16 protein-coding genes are annotated in these 19,686 nt (G+C 60.9%); 4 read left to right on the plus strand and 12 right to left on the minus strand.

What is annotated here, in order from left to right:
• Positions 1 to 11 precede the first annotated feature (11 nt).
• The gene (locus B1756_RS16660) at positions 12 to 878 is read left to right on the plus strand and encodes a methylenetetrahydrofolate reductase (RefSeq protein WP_086889571.1); all 867 of its coding nucleotides are present in this window, start codon (positions 12 to 14) and stop codon (positions 876 to 878) included.
• A 9-nt stretch (positions 879 to 887) separates the two neighbouring features.
• Here the strand turns inward: B1756_RS16660 and epsC are convergent, their stop codons facing one another.
• From epsC to B1756_RS16700, 8 genes are all read right to left on the minus strand, one after another.
• A complete protein-coding gene (gene epsC / locus B1756_RS16665) occupies positions 888 to 1,751 on the minus strand; it encodes a serine O-acetyltransferase EpsC (protein ID WP_086889572.1) in 864 nt (287 codons plus the stop codon).
• Positions 1,752 to 1,810: 59 nt separating this feature from the next.
• Positions 1,811 to 1,990, minus strand: coding sequence for a hypothetical protein (locus B1756_RS16670; RefSeq protein ID WP_086889573.1), 180 nt, complete (start codon positions 1,988 to 1,990; stop codon positions 1,811 to 1,813).
• A 97-nt stretch (positions 1,991 to 2,087) separates the two neighbouring features.
• The gene (locus B1756_RS16675) at positions 2,088 to 2,750 is read right to left on the minus strand and encodes a helix-turn-helix domain-containing protein (RefSeq protein WP_086889574.1); all 663 of its coding nucleotides are present in this window, start codon (positions 2,748 to 2,750) and stop codon (positions 2,088 to 2,090) included.
• Positions 2,747 to 3,466, minus strand: coding sequence for a helix-turn-helix domain-containing protein (locus B1756_RS16680; RefSeq protein ID WP_086889575.1), 720 nt, complete (start codon positions 3,464 to 3,466; stop codon positions 2,747 to 2,749). Before B1756_RS16680 ends, B1756_RS16675 begins: the two co-directional genes overlap by 4 nt.
• A gap of 776 nt (positions 3,467 to 4,242) precedes the next feature.
• Positions 4,243 to 5,169 (minus strand): DUF8073 domain-containing protein, encoded by a 927-nt coding sequence (locus B1756_RS16685; RefSeq protein WP_086889576.1) that lies wholly within the window; start codon positions 5,167 to 5,169, stop codon positions 4,243 to 4,245.
• Between the two features lie 164 nt (positions 5,170 to 5,333).
• The gene (locus B1756_RS16690; RefSeq protein WP_086889577.1) at positions 5,334 to 6,422 is read right to left on the minus strand and encodes an SDR family oxidoreductase; all 1,089 of its coding nucleotides are present in this window, start codon (positions 6,420 to 6,422) and stop codon (positions 5,334 to 5,336) included.
• Complete coding sequence (locus B1756_RS16695) at positions 6,410 to 7,996, minus strand: succinic semialdehyde dehydrogenase (RefSeq protein ID WP_086889578.1); 1,587 nt, start codon at positions 7,994 to 7,996, stop codon at positions 6,410 to 6,412. Before B1756_RS16695 ends, B1756_RS16690 begins: the two co-directional genes overlap by 13 nt.
• 37 nt (positions 7,997 to 8,033) lie before the next feature.
• Entirely contained in the window at positions 8,034 to 11,939 is a 3,906-nt protein-coding gene (locus B1756_RS16700) for a PAS domain S-box protein (RefSeq protein WP_086889579.1), read from the minus strand.
• Between the two features lie 209 nt (positions 11,940 to 12,148).
• Between B1756_RS16700 and B1756_RS16705 the strand changes: the two genes are divergently transcribed.
• Complete coding sequence (locus B1756_RS16705; protein ID WP_086889580.1) at positions 12,149 to 13,885, plus strand: protoglobin domain-containing protein; 1,737 nt, start codon at positions 12,149 to 12,151, stop codon at positions 13,883 to 13,885.
• A gap of 217 nt (positions 13,886 to 14,102) precedes the next feature.
• On the opposite strand, the gene B1756_RS16710 is transcribed toward B1756_RS16705, so the two are convergent.
• Entirely contained in the window at positions 14,103 to 15,767 is a 1,665-nt protein-coding gene (locus B1756_RS16710; RefSeq protein ID WP_161493199.1) for a PAS domain-containing sensor histidine kinase, read from the minus strand.
• A 501-nt stretch (positions 15,768 to 16,268) separates the two neighbouring features.
• Between B1756_RS16710 and B1756_RS20100 the strand changes: the two genes are divergently transcribed.
• Together B1756_RS20100 and B1756_RS16715 are read left to right on the plus strand one after the other, a co-directional pair.
• Entirely contained in the window at positions 16,269 to 16,403 is a 135-nt protein-coding gene (locus tag B1756_RS20100; protein WP_267128200.1) for a hypothetical protein, read from the plus strand.
• 84 nt (positions 16,404 to 16,487) lie between these two features.
• Entirely contained in the window at positions 16,488 to 17,450 is a 963-nt protein-coding gene (locus B1756_RS16715; RefSeq protein ID WP_086889582.1) for a transcription initiation factor IIB, read from the plus strand.
• Here B1756_RS16715 and B1756_RS20270 read toward each other — a convergent pair.
• From B1756_RS20270 to B1756_RS16730, 3 genes are all read right to left on the minus strand, one after another.
• Positions 17,428 to 17,565 (minus strand): twin-arginine translocation signal domain-containing protein, encoded by a 138-nt coding sequence (locus B1756_RS20270; RefSeq protein ID WP_086889583.1) that lies wholly within the window; start codon positions 17,563 to 17,565, stop codon positions 17,428 to 17,430. The genes B1756_RS16715 and B1756_RS20270 overlap by 23 nt on opposite strands.
• Before the next feature lie 232 nt (positions 17,566 to 17,797).
• Positions 17,798 to 18,412 (minus strand): GAP family protein, encoded by a 615-nt coding sequence (locus tag B1756_RS16725; protein WP_086889584.1) that lies wholly within the window; start codon positions 18,410 to 18,412, stop codon positions 17,798 to 17,800.
• A 183-nt stretch (positions 18,413 to 18,595) separates the two neighbouring features.
• A complete protein-coding gene (locus tag B1756_RS16730; protein WP_086889585.1) occupies positions 18,596 to 19,450 on the minus strand; it encodes a DUF4397 domain-containing protein in 855 nt (284 codons plus the stop codon).
• Between the last annotated feature and the right edge of the window lie 236 nt (positions 19,451 to 19,686).

Below are 19,686 nucleotides of genomic sequence, written 5' to 3' on the forward strand. Positions count from 1 at the left end.
GGTGCCCGATAATGTCGTCCGAAATCGAGACGACCCCGACCGCAGAGGGACTTCTCGAACTGCTCGAGGAGCCACGCTTCGAGCTAATGCCGTTCGAGAGCATGGACGAGCAACTCGAACACCTCCCCGAGGGCGCGGAGGTCGCTATCACGACCTCGCCGACGCTCGGACTCGAGTCGACGATCGAGTGGACCGAACGCGCCACCGATCGCGGGTTCGAGGTCGTTCCTCACGTCGCAGCACGCTACGTCCGTGACGTAGATCACCTGAAAGACGTCGCGGCACGGCTCACCGACGCCGGAGTCTCCGACATCTTCGTTCCCGGCGGCGACCGCGAGGAGCCAGCCGGCGAGTTCACGTCGGCCTACGACCTGCTGTCGACGCTCGAGGACCTCGATTACGAGTTCGAGGACGTCGGCATCACCGGCTATCCGGAGGGTCACGACTTTCTCGACGACGACGTGCTGGCCGAGGCGATGGCGAAGAAAGAGCCCTACGCCACCTATATCGTGACTCAGCTGTGTTACGACCCCGAGGCGATCATCGACTGGACCGACGAGATCCGCGCTCGTGACGTCGACCTGCCGGTCGAAGTCGGCATCCCCGGCGTCATGAAGTACCAGCGGTTGCTGCAGATCTCGCGGAAGGTCGGCGTCGGCGACTCGATCCGGTTCCTCCAGAAGACCAGTGGCGTCCTCGGGTTCCTTCGAGAACTGGTCGGCTCACGTGGAACCTACGTCCCCGACGAACTGGTCGAGGGACTCGCACCATACGCGACCGATCCACACTACAACATTCGCGGAGTGCACGTCTACGCGTTCAACCAGGTTCCGGACCTCGAGTCGTGGCGTTCGGAGACGCTGACCCAACACCGGTAACGAACCGAGTCAGTCGTTGGATTTCCGTTTTTGTTCGGGGTGATCGGCGACGAACACGCTCGTGTTCGGCGGGACGTCTTCTGTCACCCAAGAGTTCGCGCCGATGCTGACGTGGTCGCCGACGGTGATCGCCCCCAGTACCTTCGTCCCGGCACCGATCACGACGTGGTCGCCGATGTCGGGATGGCGTTTGTACCCCTTCTTCAGCATCTGCTCGTCGTCTTCTTCCTCCTCGAAGTGAAGTGCGCCGAGGGTCACGTCCTGATAGAGCCGGACCCAGTCGCCGATCGTCGCGGTCTCGCCGACGACGACGCCCGTCCCGTGATCGATGAAAAAGTACTGCCCGATCTCCGCCCCTGGATGGATGTCGATCCCCGTCACCGTCTTCGCGTACTCGGTGAGTTCCCTCGCGTACTCGGGTTCGCCTGCCTCGTACAGCACGTGAGCAATCCGCTGGATCATGATCGCCTGAAAGCCCGGATACGACCGGATCACCTCGAGGTATGACGTCGCGGCGGGGTCGCCCTTGTACGCGGCCTCGACGTCTTTTTTCAGCGCCGCTCGAAGCTCGGGGAGTCGATCGAGGACGTCGTCGACGACACTGGTCGGATCGTCCTCGGCGTAGGGCTCGATCCCCCGGTAGTAGAGCCCACCGAGCTCCGACAGTCGTTCCTGGATCGCCGATTCGCGCTCGAGCAACTCGGGTGCGTTCCAGCAGCGAGGAAAGAGGAGCCGTCTGAGCAGGCTCATCTCCGTGCGACGACGTTCGACGGTCGGGAACTCCATCACCCCTCCCGTCGGAAACGGGTGTGCATCCGACTCGTACGCCTCACACAGTCGGCCGACTCCGTCACCAGTGTAACTGTATCCCATACCTGTGTCGTTTGGGCCCGGGACAGAAAATCGTTCGAGATCGTTGCTACGGGGGAGACCTACCGGTTCGTCCGGTCCCGTTTTCGGTCCGCCCGAACCCGTCCGCGTCGGGAAAATAGCGTTTTCAGCAATCGCTCGAGCAGGTCGCTGGTCGACGACGTCGGGGTTCCCGGGAGGTAAAACGCCGGGCCGTCTCGCCCGGTAGACGCACGTTGGTCGTTCGGTCGATCGTGACTCATATTGTCGACTCGGGACCGGGGGAGATTAAAAATTTCGGGACGGGGGCGCAGTCAATGATGAATGATCGTTATCGACAATGGTAAAAATGATATGTTCCTAGCCTCCATCCACATTGTCGTCGTCGAGCAGAAATTCTTCGATTAGATTGGCGGATCCGCGCCTGAGACGGCCGCTGACTGCTGTCGTAGAGAGGTCGAACAGCTCGGCGAGTTCTTCTACCGAACTCTCACGCGGCTCGTCAAAGTAGCCGTGGCGGTACGCCGCGGTCAGCGTCTCTGTCTGGGACGGGGTCAACCCGAAGTCGAGCTGGTCGTCGAGGGTCCCGTTTTGCGTGAGTTCCAGCACTTCGAGGTGAACCCCGTCCTCGCGGGCTCGTTCGTCGAGTTCGTACAGGTCCTCGTGACCCTCGAGCTGGAGCTGGAGCATCCACCCGTTGAGGTAACTGGTCGTCTCGAGCGTGAGGCCACCGCGGTCGGTAATCGTCGGCGTGATCAGCTTCGCGTCTTCACTGTACTCGATTCGGTAGGTTCGCTGGCTGGCCATCTCGAGGACGACCGAGAAGTCGGCGACAGTGTGATCGGCCTCGAGTGCCGCGTCGACGGTATCGAACTCAGGTGCCTCGATCCGGAAGAAGTAGACGCTACGGTTGGGATCGGTTCCTACCTCGGAAACGACGCTGATCTCGGCATCCGACAGCGACCGGATGGTCTCGGTGAGAGCGAGATCGGGATGTTCGACGTAGATGCGAGTCGAGATCATCGTCGGATTTGTGCTTCCACGTTTTGCCTCTGGAGCAGCACTTCGCCGTCGTCGAGGACGAGTGCTGCCTCGATCAATGCCTTCAGCCCCCGTCTGAGGCGACCGTTGACGGCGGACGGCGAAATCTCGAGCGTCTCGGCCAGTTCCTCGAGCGACGTCTCCCGTGGCTCACCGAAGTACCCCTCCTCGTAGGCCGTCACGAGTGCGACCCGCTGTTGCTCGGTGAGGGGATCAGTACCGACACCCGCGACGGCCGACCGCAACTGCCGGGAGAGCTCCAGGACTTCGAACTCGAACCCCTCGTCTCGAGCGCGTTTCCAGACCTCGTGAATCCCGTCCTGGTCGGGGAAGAACCACCGCTCGCGCCATCCAGGTTGAAACTGCGCCGTCGCCGTACTTTGTGCATCCAGAACGAAGCCACCTTCCGCTGTGACGTACGGGGAGAGCAGTTTCGTCTCGGGCACGAACTCGAGTTTCCACAGGCGGTCGTCGTCGACCACCTCGACAGGCGCGAACTCGGAGACGGTGTGGTCGTCTTCGAGGGCTGACCGGACTTCCATGGGGGTAGCTGAAACGAACCGGAGGAAGTAGACGTTCTGTTCGGGGGCAGTGCTTCGTTCGCCGACGATACTGGCACTCAGGTCGGGCACAGCGGCAAGTGTACCGGCAAGAGCACCGTCCTCGTGAGCGAACCGGACCTCGGTGATGAGTGCCATGGTGTGGTATACTTTCTCCTACCATGATGTGCTCCAGTCTCTTAAGCACTGGTGTCGGAGTCGACGCGGTGTGCAGGTAGCGCACGAAGCGACGAGGTGGTGGCAGTGTTTCGTACCTCCGGCGAAATTGCCGCCACAGAGGATCCAGTTGATTACCTTCCAGCGTGTCCAGCGAGGCCGGAGACCGCGCGAGCTGGTAGTGCCGGGTATTCGCTCTTCTCTGCCGAATTGGCTATTTCAAATACAAGTCGATAATTCTACACATTCGGTGATAGACGGGGTCGGAACGCCGTCTACGAGTGGGTTGACAGACCGGCGCTGCTCCTGTTGAGGCGCCGAGCTAGCCAGCGTCGTGCTCGACGAGACGGGGATCTGGTTCGATGGTGAGCAGTGCCGGCTGTACACAGCGGTCATCCAGCCACCTGTCGATTCCTGCACTGTCGGCTGTTTTCGACACGAACGATCGCTCTCAACCAGCCGTTTCTCGCAACACTCGTGGTGAAACGAGGCATCGACGACACCACCATCTGATCGATTCCAGCACGTGGTTGAACGCTGCACTCTACCACCGTTGCCTCGAGTTTCGGCACGAACGACGTGGTGATCGAACCTCACCAAAGGATCAGCATATAGGTAAAACGTCGAACCTCTTCGATTTCGAATTGTTCGGACCAGTCGATTCGGCAACGACTGATTCGTGGTGTCACGCCTTCGCTCACTGGCACGATAAGACACACCACATACGACCAGCGTCGGCCCCCTCGAGGTGGGACGCGTTATCGCGGTTTGGCGGTAGCGGACTCTTTGAGTCGCGTGAGAATTTCGTCCCGGTCGACGTTGCGTTCGGCCTCACTGATCCGACCGACGACGAACTCGAGCAAGTCGAGCCGCCTGAGCAAGTCGCAGGTCTCCTCACGATTCAGGTCGATCGCTCGCGTTACCTCGTAGATCGTGTTCGACGTCGCGACCGCCTCGACGAGGCTCTCGACGGTGACGTCGTCGGGGAGCCCGAGACCGTCGGTCAGGACGACCAGCTCTGCATCGTTTTCGCTCGTCGCCGGCGACGTCACCTCGGTCTCTGGGTCGACAGCGTCGTCGGTCGCCGCGGCGTCACCGGTGTCGTACTGGTCTGGCTCGTGGATCCCGTAATCGATCATGTAACGCCGGACCGTCTCGGCCGTGACGTCCATCTCGATTGCGTCGCTCATCTCCGCAAACGTCTCACAGGACTCGTACACCTCACCGAGCAGCTCGGGATCCCTGAACGGGGGGACGTCGCGCTTTCCGCCTTCGGCACCGTCAGCGGTCGACGCTGGCGAGTCATCTTCCGCGGGTTCGCTACTCGCAGTCGCGGACGTCCCGTCCCCCATCGAAGTACGGAACGAAGCCGTCACCGTCCCGTCGTCGACGATATCGGCAGCCGTCGGTTCGATGTCGACGTCGTGGTCTACCACTGGGACGACCGCTGCCGTCGACTCGAGTGTCACCTCGAGTCGGCCGTCGGCATCGAGGGAAACACCGTCCACGACGAGCCCACCCTGCTCCCCGCCGGTGGCCGTCGGGACAGATAGCTCCAGCGTAGCTGCTGGTCCCGATTCCGAGTCCATCCGACCGATGAACTCGACGTCGTGTACCGTACCCAGGCCCTCGTTACACTCCTCGAGAAAGAGCCCGAACTTTTGGAGGGTGGTCCCAACGCCCATGATAGACAATGTATGCCTCACCTCGCAATGATTGCACGTGTTGAATTGTGGACGTCTTTAAGTGGTGCGGCTATCCGGGGCGTGGCTGGTGCTCTGACGCCACCTTCCGGCTGGCACTGGCGCTGGCAGGATATTCCAACAGCGTTTCGAACGCGAAGTCCCAGCTAGACCATCGGCTCGTCACCGATCGCGGGATTCTCGAGAACGTACGCGACGAGTCGATCGACGTAGGATTCGAACGGCAACACCTCGACCCCGCTCCCCTCGAGCGCCTGCAGCGTCTTCGGACAGGCGTACCGCGCCGGATGGTCGAGGTAGTCGAGGGTTGCGGGCTCGAGCGGCAGCGACGACGAGAGCCGGCTCGACACCGCTCGTGCGATCGGTTTCGTCGTCGGCAGCGTGACGGTGCGGTGGCCAGCCGCCTCGGCGAGGGTGTCGACGAACCGCGGGACGGGCAGCGGCGCGGGATCACAGAGCTGGTAGACCTCGCCGACGGTCTCCTCGCTGGCGCTGAGATGAGCGATCGCGTCGACGACGTAGTCCCTGGGGACGACGTTTAGCTCGGCGTCGCTGGAGCCCGCCAGCGTGAACGCCACCGAGAGCCACTCGGGTTGGGCGAGCAACAGCCGGAGCAGGTAGTAGGGGCCGTCGTACTTGTCGGTCTCGCCGGTTCGACTGTCGCCGACGACGATCGCGGGTCGGTAGATCGTCGCGGGCAGGCCGGCGTCCATCCGATCCTGGACCGCGACCTCCGCACGGTACTTGGTCTCCTCGTAGTGGTTGTTGAAGCGCTGTCCCTCCCGCAGGTGGTCCTCGGTGAAGACGCCGTCGTAGCGGCCACTGACGTAGCAGGTGCTGACGTAGTGGAACCGATTCACGTCGCGGTCGTCGGCGAACTCGAGGACGTTCTCGGTCCCGCGGACGTTGACTGCTTCCGCCAGGTCGCGGTCGACGGCGAGGTCGTAGACGGCCGCGAGGTGGTAGAGTTCGCGCACGCGCTCGAGCGACTCGTCGCCCAGTCCGAGGTCGGGTTCGGTGACGTCGCCCTCGTAGAGTCGAACCGCGTCGTCGTCGACCCCGTCGATTTCGGCGGTGATCTCCCGCGCTCGCCTGCGTGCGGTCTCGAGGTACGTGGACTGGACCAGACAGGCGACCGGTCCGTCGCCGCGAGCGAGGACGCGCTCGAGCAGTGCCGAGCCGAGAAAGCCCGGGAAGCCGGTGAAGAAAACCTCGGCGTCGCTCACGGCAACCACCTTGTGAGTCGCCGCTGAACGTTCGTCAGCCCGAGCATGAAGCGCGCGAACCAGCGCGGCGAGACGCCCGGCGGCGCGTCCAGCGGGCCGATCCGCGAGGTCGCGATCGTCCGGGCGTCGACGTACCGTCGGAGCCCCTCCGGGCCGTGGCGGCGTCCGAGTCCCGAATCGCCGAAGCCGCCCATCGGCGCGTCAGTCGCCGCCCAGCCGACGGTGTACGGATCGTTGACGCAGACGGTGCCACAGTCGATTTGGCGGGCGACCGCACGACCGCGCTCACGGTCGGTCGTCCAGACGCTTGCGTTCAGTCCGTACTCGGAGTCGTTCGCCCGCTCGATCGCCTCGTCGACGCCCGAGACCGGGTGGACGGAAACGACGGGACCGAACGTCTCCTCGCAGGCGACCCGCGAGTCGGGATCGACGTCCGTCAGGATCGTCGGCTCGTAACAGAACGGGCCGACGTCGGGACGGGCGCGGCCACCCGAGAGCAGCGATCCGCCGTCCGCAACCGCGCGCTCGACGTGCTCACGGACGCTCTCGAGGTGATCGCCGTCGATCAGCGAGCCGACCTCGGGACCGTAATCGAACTCGAGACCGAGGTCGAGACGCCGCGTAGCCCCGACGAGAGCGTCGAGGAACTCGTCGTACCGCCGATCGTCGACGTAGATCCGTTCGGGAGCGAGACAGAGCTGTCCTGCGTTGGTGAACGCACCCTTGACCGCGCCGCGAGCGGCCGTCCCGGGATCGGCGTCGTCGAGGACGAGCATCGGGTTCTTCCCGCCGAGTTCGAGCGAGCAGCCGATCAGGTTCCGGCCGGCCCGCTCGGCGACCGTTCGACCCGTCTCGGTGCCGCCGGTAAAGGCGACGTAATCGACCTCGTCGATCAGCGCGGGACCAACTGTCGCCCCGTCGCCGGTAACGATCTGGAAGAGGTCGTCCGGCAGACCGGCCTCCGCCAGCAGATTCGCGAGCGCCAGCGCGATAAACGGCGTGCGCTCGTCGGGTTTACAGACGACGGCGTTGCCGGCGAGCAGGGCAGGGATCGCGTCGGTCATCGCGAGCGTTAGCGGGTAGTTCCACGGCGAAATCACGCCGACGACGCCGACGGGATCGTACGTGACCGTCGCGTCCGAGGCCAGCGGCACCGCAGCCGCCCGGTCGTCGTCCGCGAGTATCGACGTCCCGTTCGTCGCGTAGTACGAACACGTCAGCGGAACGTCGAGTATCTCCTCGACGGCGTGGTGACGGGCCTTCCCGGTCTCGAGTTGCACCACGTCGAGCAACTCCTCACGGCGTTTCAGGACGAGGTCTCCGAACCGCTCGAGGACCGCCGCTCGCTGGTCGACCGGCGCCCGTTCCCAGTCGACCTGGGCCGAACGAGCACGCTCGACAGCATCCACGACGTCGTCGGCCGTACAGGCCGGAATCGCTCCGATCGTCTCGTCGGTGACTGGCGTTCGAACCTCGAGCGAGGGCCTGTCGCCGGGCGTCTCGATGCGAGTCGCGAGCCGCTCGAGGTGCCCGCTCTTGAGGGTCGTCTCCTCGACGATCCGTGATCCGCTCGTCCGTGACATGGCTCGATTCTCGACTCGGGAGAACCTGTAGTTTTGGTTAGCTGTCTGCCAGCGGAATTTCCACCACAAACACACTCCCTCTGGGGTCGTTGTCGTCGGGTTGCGGCCGACTGCCTGCGGGAGTTCGTCCCGCTCTGTCTTCGACCCAGACATCACCCCTGTACCGGTCGATAAGCGTCTGGACCAGATACAGACCGAGGCCGGTCCCCCCGCTGTCCAGCCCTGTCTCCCCTTCTTCGAAAATTCGCTCTTTCTGGTCGTCGGGGATCCCTGGACCATTGTCGGCGATTCGAACCTGGGCGACGTCTCCAGACACTGTCGCGCCGACGGTAATCTCCGGTACTTCGGCGTCGTTGTGGACGATAGCATTCGAGAGCAGGTTCCGGAAGACTGACTCGAGCATGTCGTCGGCGAGTACCTCGACCTGGGGGAGTGAGTTCTCGACGGCCACGACCGCTTTCTCGTTGGACGAGCGGATCCCGTCGATCTCGTTCTCGAGGACGCGCCGGAGGCCGACGGGCGACCGCTCGGCGCCTTGCTGGAGCAGGACCTCGGTGACCTCTCGTGCAGTCGTCGTGATGTCGACGGCTTCGCGGGCGGCCTCGAGAACCTGTCGAATGTATTCTTCGCCATCTTCTTCGACGAACGCTTCGAGTGTCTCCGCGTAGGCGAGTACGAGCTGGAGATCGTTGCGGATGTCGTGGCGGACGATTTTGTTGAGAAGCTGGAGGTTATCTCGTTGCTGCTCTATCTGTCGTTCATATTGGACACGTTCCGTGATATCGATATTCGACTCGGCCATCAGGGTGAGCTCCCCCTCCTCGTCGAAAATCGGTGAGGCGTGTACCTGATACGTTCGCTCGTTGCCTTCCTCGTCGTAATGGACGTGCTCGACGACAGCGGAGTCGCCTGTTTCGACCACTGTCGAGAGTGGACAGTCGATTGGGTCGTCTCCCTCGTCACAGGGTTGGTCTCGTCGATGGGTAACGGCGTGGCAGGTCGTCCCTTCACTTACCTCCGCGTTCGAGTTTGCGTATTCGACTGTGTAGTCTTCCACGTCTATCACGTAGAAGGGAAACGGCAAGCTTTCGATAACCGAATCGAGGAAGTCCCGTTCTCCTTCGAGGCGGGTTTCGTACTCTTTGAGTTCGGTGACATCTCGAGCATATCCCAGTACCGCGTCTTCACCACTCCCGGGAACCTCGTAGGGAATCTTCGTCGTCTGAAGGACCTTGGTTTCACCGTCGGCAGTGGTCAGGGTCTCTTCGTGGTCGACTTTCGGGTCGCCCGATTCAATCACCTCCAGGTCGGCTTCACGGAACTTCTCGGACTCGCTCCCACTGGGAAGAATATCCGCCTCGTGCTGACCTTCGATGTCCGATGATGTCAATCCGTATGCATTTGCCGTCGCCTCGTTGGCCATGAGATACTCGCCGTCACGGTTTTTCACGAAAACCAGATCCGGCACGAGGTCGATGATCTGGCGGAGTTCCTCCCGGGTTTCCTCGAGTTGCTTTTCGTACTGCTTTCGCGACGTGATGTCCTGGGCGACGGCGACGTACTTCACCGGGACGCCGTCGTCGTCGGTAATCGGCGCAATCGTCTGATTGAGTACGATCTTGTCCCCATCGGCTTTCCGATCGATCATCTCACTTTCCCACCGTTCGCCGGACTCGAGCGTCTCCCAGAACTCCTCGTAAAAGTCGTGATCGTGTTCCCCGGACTTGAGGAGGCGGGCCGAGCGACCGATCGCCTCATCGCTCGAGAAACCAGTAATCGATTCGAAGGCGGAGTTTACGTATTCGATCGTACCGTCACTGTCGGTGATATAGACCGCATGCGCGGTTGCCTCGACGGCTTCACGAAACTGTCGAAGTTTCTCCTCGCGGTCTTTCCTGTCGGTGATGTCCTGGAAAATACCGAGAATGCTGACAACCTCCCCGTCGTCGTCATACAGGGGGTCAGCGACCGTTCTGATCCACCGGACTCGGTCCGCTGCTGTAACGATCCGCAACTCGAGATCGTACGGTTCACCTTCGGTCCGCACCGTTTCGAGTGCCCGTCTGATCGTCGCCCTATCTTCTGGATGGTAGAACTCGATTCCGTCCTCCAGTTTTACCTCCTGATCGACAGCGAGGTCGTGGATGCGATAGACTTCGTCACTCCAGTGAAGCGTGTCCTCGACGAGGTCGACCTCCCACCAGCCGATGGACGCGTTTTCCTGAGTTTTCTCGACGAGTTCACGAGCCCGTTCGAGTTCCTGTTCCCGCTCTTTTCGATCGGTAATGTCCTGAACGATACCGGTCGCCGAAACCGCATTGCCGTCCTCGAAGACGATTTCTGCCCGCTGGCGCATCCACCTGGTTTCGCCATCAGGGGTGACGATTCGATGCTCGATATCGTAGGGTTCACCCTCGAATGCAGCGTTCCACGCCTTGTCGACCTGTGCAACGTCGTCGGGATGGATACACTCGAGAAACCGCTCGTGATCGAGGAACCCGCGTTCGTCCTCGATACCCCACATGTCGTAGACCCGTTCAGACCAGTAGATCCGGTCGGATGAAATGTCCTTTTGCCACCAGCCAAGGTTTGCGACCTCCTGGGCCGTCTCGAGGTGTTTCTCCTGTCGCTTCCGGTCGGTAATATCACGACTACTCATGAGGATCCCGTCGACAGCCGAGTCCTCGAGCAGGTTGACGAATCGGTTTTCGTGCCACCGCCACTCTCCGTTGGCCATTTTCGTCCGTAACTCGTTGGTCACTACTTCTCCGGGTTCCTCGAGGACGGTCTCGAGCGTCTGCGCTACCTGTTCACGGTCATCTGGGTGGACGAGGTCCGCTGGGTCTTTACCGACGATATCGAGTGCAGCCGGCCCAGGGAGGTGCTCACCTCGATGGTTCTGGAACTGTGCGACGCCATCGTCGTCAAACAGGACGACGATTTCGGACGTGTTTTCGAAAAACGTCTGCTGTCGCTCCAGCGATTGCCCCTGTTCTTTTCGATCCGTGATATCCCGGGCGTACACCAGCACGGAGAACTGGCTCGTTACTCCGACTCGGTGTGGCATCTGGCTGACTTCGAACGTCCGGGGTTCTCCGCTGGCCGTCGTGAGTCGCTTTTCGACGTTGTGTTTCGGTTCACCGGACTCGATGACTGCTCGAGTCTCTCGCTCGAGGTCCCACAGTTCGACTTCGCCGGCCCCTGCCTCGTCGGGAGTCTTACCGATCAGGTCGTCGGGATCACGGTCGAACAGTTCGGCAGTTGCTTCGTTTGCGAGCAGGAATTCGCCGTTTCGATTCGTTTCGAAGACCGGATCGGGGATGAGATTGATCGCCTCACGAAGTTCCCGGCGGCGACTTTCGTAGGTGTCGTTGACGACCTGCATATCGAGGTTGATACACCGGGTTGCCGCCATTGCATCTGCAAACCCTTCTTCGATGGCCGCTTCGACCGCGTCAGGGCTACCACTCTCGGCGGCGTTGCGGGCCCTCTCGACCGTGTTCGCTTCGATCTCCTCGAGAAAGAGCGTCGCCAAGTTCCCGAACATCCCGCCAAAATGATGCAACGGCATATCCAGTTGATCGTGAATCCGTCCGATCCGGCACCGCTGGGTGTAGTACTCTCTATCGTACGTGCCACCGGTAAGGGTCTCGAGATACTCTTCGACGACCCGACGGAGCCCGTCTTTTCCACGTGGTGATTGCTCGACGATCTCTCGAGTTCGATCGTGAGTATAGATCGACTCGAGAAACGCCTCGACGAGTTGTTCTTCTTGCGCTGAAACGACAGCGCCCAGTTTCGCCATTCGCTCCTGGTCTTCCGTATCGAAACCGACGAACGCCTTTCGCCAGGCGATTTCCTCCTCGGTAAGTCCGATCTCCGCAGCCAACTGCTCGCCAGACTTGTCCAGACTGGTCGGTCCAGTCCCCCCTTCCGAACTCATGGAACGTACTTGTTTACAGGACGGTTAAATGCTGGCAAGTGAACTGCGACCACCGCCGAGCACCACTCACTGCGGTAGATGGTGCGTGGAGAACGTCGATCGAACCCACTTCCTGAACGCCACTCGACTACGTTCTGCCGACTACCGTCGTCACCCAACCCACCACAAATGTACAGGTATTAGTCCCGATAGACGAGAGACCTACTACCGTGACCGACTACCGGGAGTACTTCGGTGAAGGGGGGCTGAATGACAGGCTCGATTCGGATTCGTATGCAGCTGGAATCGGACTCAGCGAGGAGGAAATCGCCTGGCGAAAGGCGTTCGTCGGCTTCGATGGTAGTCATGCCGAACGGCTCGAGGGGTTCGAAGACGACTTCAGAGACGTCGCAGACGAACTGGCTGACCGGTTTTACGAACACCTGGCGGACACTGGTGAAACGGCAGCCGTTATCGACCGTTCTTCCAAAGACGTCGAGGAGCTAAAGAGAACACAGAAAGCCTATCTGACGACACTGGCCGACGGTGAGTACGATCGTGAGTATTTCCGAAACCGTGCGCGCATCGGAAAGCTCCACGAGATGCTCGACATGCCGATAAAGCACTATATCGGCCAATATTCGGTCTATCACCAGCTTTTCCTCGAGATTCTCTCGGATCGGACACACGAGCGGCTGACTGCAGTGGTCGAAACAGCCCTCGAAGAAGTAGACGATATCGATTCGACGGGATCGGCAACAGGACCGAAGGTCGTTGTCGACCGGGAAGAACTCCTCCAACGCTTGCAGACAGAAGTCGACGCTGGATATCAGGAGCTGGAATCACTCCTCACCATCGTCAACCTCGATATGCAGGTCGTCGTCGAAACGTATCTCGAATCACTGCTGACAGACCTCGAAATCGAACGTGATCGGTTTCTCGCGCTGGTCGAGAACATTCCAACGCCAGTCGTCATTATTCGGCACGCGAGCGATGCGGACCAGCAGATCGAACACGTGAACCCGGCGTTCGAACAGCTATTCGGCTACACCGTCGAGGACCTCTCGGATAAGCCGCTCGAACAGTATCTGCGGTCTCGAGACGAGTACCAGTTTCTGGAGGACGAGGAGGCCGAGCCGTGGGCTGTCCAGGACGAAACAGGAGACCGAACAGCACTCTCCGAAGACGAGGTGACACTCGAGACGAAGTTTGGCCAGCGAACGTTCCTTCGAGTATCTGCACTGGTCGACCGACCTGGGCAGGATCCGGTCGAGTATGCGTACTATCTCGACGTAACCGACCAGAAGAATCGCGAAGAGCGGCTGCAGGTACTCTCGCGGATCTTACGGCACAACATTCGCAACGAGATCAACGTCATTTCGGGCGCGCTTTCGATGCTCCGGGAAGACGAGTTGGCACCTGAGAACCTGATCGATCCAGCCGATCGGTCTGCGGCGACGTTACTGGAAATGAGCGAGAAGATCCGGGAGGTCGAAGAACTCGTTGCGGGCGCTGCCGAGTTGCACCCAGTCGATATCGCTGAGCTGTGTGCCGACCTCCTCACCACTCTTGAAGCGGAGTATCCGGAGTGTGAGTTCACGGTAACGGTTCCGCTGTCCGAGACACCACTCGTCAACGGCACGGACTCGCTTCGAGTCGCTCTCGAGAACGTCCTCGAGAACGGTGCGAAACACTCGAACGCAGAGCCACCATCCGTCGAGGTAACGATCGTCGAGAGTCTCGACGGCGAGCATCTCGACGTCAAAATAGCAGACAACGGCCCTGGAATTCCGCCCGAAGAATACGAGGTATTCACCGGAGATCGCGGCTCGTCTCAGGTCACACACGCAAGCGGTCTCGGTCTCTGGACAGTCCACTGGATCGTTACAAAGATTGGTGGCACTGTTCGGTTTGACTCCAACGCTCCACGAGGGTCGGTCGTGACACTTCGGCTTCCGAAGGCCTGACAGCGACGTTGTGCTGTACCCGAGGCGCAGTGTGCCAGGACGACTTCGCCTGGTTCACCTCGAAGGGCTACAGAGGGTCAGAACCGAGTACTGAACAGGACAGCTAGTGGCGTCCCAAGCCTGAACTGCAGGATCGAACCGGCCCGCGGGGACGAATTCGACCCTGCAGTCGACGCGTGCCGGAGTAGTACAAATTTGTTCTTTTCAAATCAATCGCCTATCCAGCCGGCTGTCGCTCGAACTCGAGGACGACGACGCTCCCGCGTGAATCATTTTCCTCAAAGTCGAGTGTTCCTTCCGAGAGCCGAACAGTCCAGTAGACGAACCACAGGCCCATTCCGGAACCGTGGTAGAGCGCATCGATATCGGTGTTGCCTGCCAAGACATTTCGCTCCTGGGCTGGAATACCAGGACCGTTGTCCGCGATACGGAGAGTGACCGTCTCCGGCCCGGCTTCGACGACGATCGTCACGTGGGGACTGCGGTCACAGTGAACGATCGCGTTCTCTAGCAGTTCCTCGAGCGCCCGTTCGACGTCGTTTACCGCCATCGCCGTCACCGTATCCGGAGCGTCGACGTCGATCGTCGCCTCCTCGTACCGGTCCCGGACGTCGGCAGCCCGGTGACCTACCAACGTCGCCATGTCGATTGGCCGGGGCTTGGGACTCTCGGTGATCAGGCGAACGATCTCCCGTTCTTTGTCGACTTTGGCCACAAGCGACTCGCCTTCCTCCTGAATCACTCTGGCGCTTCGCGCAAGTTCGCCCTCGGTTGCCTCCTCGATGTTACTTGCATGGCCTAATACGACCGTCATGTCGTTGTGAAGGTTGTGCCGGAGGATCCGATCGAGGACCCGGAGCTGCCGTTCGCGATGCTTGCGCTCGGTGACGTCGATCTGGATCGAGACGAACTCACAGATCTCTCCACTTTCGTCAAAAATTGGCGCGATCGTCTGCTCTGCGTGATAGTGTTCACCCGAGTTACGTTTGTTCGTGATCTCCTCTCGCCACGTCTCACCGGCGAGGATCGTCACCCACAGCCCCTCGTAATACTCCGTGTCGTGTTCTCCCGAGGAGATTATTCTGGGCGTCTCTCCGATAACGTCCGCTTCGGTATAGCCCGTGATCTCCTCGAACGCAGGGTTCACGTAGGTTATTCGCTCATCACGATCGGTAATGTAGATCGCAGCCCCCGCAGCGTCAACGGCCCGACGAAATCGTCGCAACTCCTGTTCGTGTTCTTTCCGTCTGGTCACCTCACGCCTGACGAACAGGACGTGATTCTCCTGAGATTCCTCGAGCAGGGCAGTCCGTCCCTCGAACCACCGACGCTCGTCGTCGATCTCGAGTTCGTACTCGACCCGGTCGGGATTGCCTGTCCGGTGGGTCTGTTCGATTGCGTCGTCGATCATCGCCGCAGCCGGTGACGGGCGCACTTCCTCGACGTTTCGGCCGACGAGGTCGGCTGGCCCCTCACTGCCGCTATTCGAGAGGACGTCGACGTATCGACTGTCGCCGTCGAACACGAAGATGTCGTCGGGCGAGGCTGCAACGGTCGCCTCGAGATGATTACGGCTTTCCTCGAGCTCTTGGTTTGTCTCTCTGATTTTCTCCTGAGTCGCGTTCTCCTGGTGGGTGTACTGCAGCAGGTAGTAGACAACCGTGACAGCCAGTATGCTTACCATGAGACCCGGGAGTTCGGCGAACTCGGGGAAGAGACCAAAAAGCGTGAACACCTGGCGAAGCGCCATCAGTGACAGCATGCCGGTGAGAAATCCAAAGCGATAGTCACGGACGCGATAGAGGAGCACGAGCGAGATTGCGACGCCGGAAAGACGAAGCAGAATCGACGCGATCAGCGTCGGTTCGGCGAAACCGGACATACCAGCCATCGGGTATTCGAGCAAGTTAACTACCACCTAAACGGTGTCGTGTGGGTCCCTGTATTTTCAACGCGACGACCAGAATTCGTCCGTTCCATCACGGTGGGTGCGGCCTTCCCAGACGCTGGAAAACCGTCGATCGAATTGCGCACTCCATCAGAACCGCGCTGGGGGTCTGCGGACTTGCTCTGGAGCGATTGGCTTCCTCTACGCCCTGAATGACGTGGAATCCGCCAATCGAATGTTCGCCGCGTGTGGCGTTCGAGGTTCCAACTCGTACTCAGAGGGAACCGGTGACAGTTCGAAAGACCCTCTCCTCCGACGGTCCGTGAGTTCGCCGAAGCGTCCGCACTCGGCCGAGACGTGACGCCCGAAACCGACGACGAACGGAACGTGCAGGGATTTTGGACAGTCTCCCCGGTGAGTTACTGGTCGAAGAGCAGGCGTTTCTCCCGCTCGAGATCGACGGTGAGCAGGTCCCCTCCCGGAGGTAGTCGACTGGTGCACGTCATAGCGGAGTTGTTCGGTGATCGCGCCCTGACTGCGTCTATCTTCTTCACGGCCAGCAGTGCTCGAGTCGAGGTCGATCCACCGTCGACCGGCAGACTCGAGACGCTCGCGGCTACCCACCACTGAGAGCTGTCGCAATTCAGCCCACTCCCACGGCCCAGTATCGCTCCCAGTGCTTATCACTCTCGAGCGCGAGTGTACACAGGCTTAATGAAACGCCTGTCCCACCAGCGAGAGCGTGACGAGTCGACAGCGTCCGAAACGAGCACGGAGACGGGGGTTCGCACCTGTCCAGAGTGTGACTCGCAAGCGCTCGTCCGAAGTTCGGATGGGAGTGAAGTCAGTTGTGAAGACTGTGGATTGATCCTCGAGGAGGAGACGATCGATCGCGGGCCGGAGTGGCGCGCGTTCACTGCCGCCGAACGGGACAGCAAATCTCGCGTTGGGGCACCGACCACCCAGACGATGCACGACAAGGGGCTGACGACCACGATCGACTGGAAGAACAAAGACGCCTACGGTCGATCACTGTCCTCGGAGAAGCGCAGCCAGATGAACCGCCTCCGGAAGTGGCAAGAGCGCATCCGAACCAAGGACGCGGGCGAACGGAACCTCCAGCTCGCACTCTCCGAGACTGACCGGATGGCGTCCGCCCTCGGTGTCCCCCGATCGGTTCGCGAAGTCGCCAGCGTTCTGTACCGGCGCGCACTCGAGGACGACCTCATCCGTGGCCGATCGATCGAGGGCGTCGCCACGAGCACGCTGTACGCTGCCTGTCGGATGGAAGGGATCCCGCGCTCGCTCGACGAGGTTGCGGCGGTCTCACGCGTCGACCGGATGGAAATCGGACGGACCTATCGATACATCTCACAGGAACTCAGTCTCGAGATGCAACCCGTCGATCCGAAGAAGTACGTCCCGCGGTTCTGTTCGGAACTGGATCTCTCCGAAGAGGTCGAGATCAAGGCGAACGAGATTATCGACACGACGGCCGAGCAGGGGATGCTCTCGGGGAAGTCACCGACGGGGTACGCCGCGGCCGCGATCTACGCGAGTGCGTTGCTGTGTAACGAGAAGAAGACCCAGCGAGAGGTCGCCGAGGTGTCCCAGGTCACCGAGGTCACGATTCGGAATCGGTATCAGGAACAGATCAGTGCGATGGGAATTCACTGATTCGGGCTGGCGCTACCGTCGACTCGCCACCCAGACAGCCTGCAAGGCCGGCGACGGCCGCTCTCCCGGCCCCTTTCAAAAACCGTCGACGATTCGTGCTCCGTCTCCTGTCCACTGGCGTTAGCTGAAAGAGAGGGCGCTAAGCCCCCGTCCTCAAGGAGCGAGGTGGGGCCGAGCGAGTAGGGCGGAGTAGTTCACCGTAAGTTTCCCCGCCCTGAACCTGTACTCGAGGAACGGCGGCAGTACCGTCTCAGTGCTGACCGCGACGGTCGCCATCGTGTACACGGTACCCGGAAGCACCGCCTGCTCGTGGCGTCTCCGACGCCACCATCCTCTTCGATAGAGAGTCACCCGACGATGTTGTTGATGGTGATCACGACGAAGATGAGGATCACAATTTCGCTCACGATCCACGAATGTGTGTTCATCCACGTGCGAACCTTCGGAAGGAGCGTCTCCGCACGATCGCCGATCGTAACCAGCGAAAGCGATGGAAGGGCCAGAAACAGCAGGGTCAGCAAGACGAACCCGGTCGCGTGCCACAGCGGTTCGCCGTGACTCGCGAGGTAGGTCCCGACGGTGATCGACGTGAGAATGTCGGTCGGAAAGAACCCCATCAGCAGGAATCCGAGCTGAAACGAGAACGTCGGATTCGCGGTCTCGAGTCTCCCCATCCACGTCGGCGGCTCCGACTGTTCACGCTTCAGGTAGACGTTCACCATCGCAGCGATGAGGATCACGAGCACGAGCAGTTGCAGCATCCGGTTCGATCCGCCCTGACGAACGCCGCTCCCGAAATAATACGCGAGCGTGACGACGAAGCTGATAGAGAGGGAAGCACCGAAGACGAACGCGGCCGAATTCCGCCGCCAGTCCTCGCTCGTGGCCAGAAAGATGGCGCTGAGGATTTGCGGCCCGCCGATCATGACGAACACCAGCGGGAGAATCACCAGGAAGTTCATCGGTCGAGGATTACACGCGTGATCGCAGCCCGTTCGTCGACGCTCGAGGTGTTCGGCTCACGGCGATGAACGACGCCGATCGAAACCGCGCGGTTCGAGCATCGGCGGTTGTTGCTATTGCTATAGCAGGAACACTCTTCATGCCATGGCAACGAGATTTTTCCACGACCGGTACTGACCGTCTCACGTAGTTTTCTCGTCCTCGGACTCCTTCGCTGCTCCGGGCTCTGTGCCGGGTTCGTCTTCGTTCGGCACCTCTTCGTCGGGCTCGATGTCCACTTCGTCTGGAATGGAGTCCTCCGTGAGGAGGATCTCGAACGGTTCGTCGGCGGGTGCAGTATCTGGTTCGAGGTAGCCAATCGCGAACGCGGAGTAGACGGTTCCGCCGGCGAGGGACACGTCGACTTCGAAGACGCTGGTCTCTCGGTCACCCGCCGGGTAGATGTCGATCGTATACTCACCCTCCGGGACTTCGATGTAGCCCGATTCACCAAACGCGACGTTCTCGAACAGCGCCTCCCCGGTTTCACCGGCAACGACGTCCACTGCAGGCGCATCGGGTGAGGCGTGGAGGACGCGAACGCGAGCGGTACCCGGATCGACCGGGCTGTTATCGTCGTCGAGAAACAGCGCCTCGAGGGGCTGGTTTTCGGCGGCCACTTCGCCGATCACCGCGAGGAGACCGTCGACGGTGGGGTCCACGTCGCCGGCCTCGACGGTCTCCTCGAGCACTGCTTCGGCCGGGTCGACACCGGTGGGAACGACCTGGATTGTGTACGTGCCAGGCGCGAGGTCGCGGTAGTCGGTGACCGTCCCGTACGAGATGCCCTCGCGGACCCGCTCTCCGTCGACGTAGATGTCGATGGTGGGTGCGTCGGGTGAGAGGTGTGCAACTCGAGTCTGGAAGTCGGTATCGACTGGCTGGTCGTTCGGTTCGTGGTCACTCGAGGCGGCCGTGGTCTGTCCGACGCCGCTGACCACCACGATGCCGCCGCCGATCTGGATGATTCGCCGTCGGCTCACACCATTTTCAGTCATGCGGTTGTCACCAACGGCGATATCGATAATAGTGCACCCACTTGCAGGCGTCGGCCGATGCAGTTCCGAAGCTCGATATCGAACGCGTTGGGCCTTCCGAGCGACATCAGGTTATAGGCTGAACAGGCGCAATACCACGGTCTTCAGGCCGTGGATACGCGCCGTCACATAGTGCCACGGTCCACCATCAAGAGCATGGCTGAGTTTCCGATCCTAACGTTCAAGTTACAGGATTT

The organism is Natrarchaeobaculum aegyptiacum, from assembly GCF_002156705.1.
In the GTDB taxonomy this organism is placed as follows: Archaea; Halobacteriota; Halobacteria; order Halobacteriales; family Natrialbaceae; genus Natrarchaeobaculum; species Natrarchaeobaculum aegyptiacum.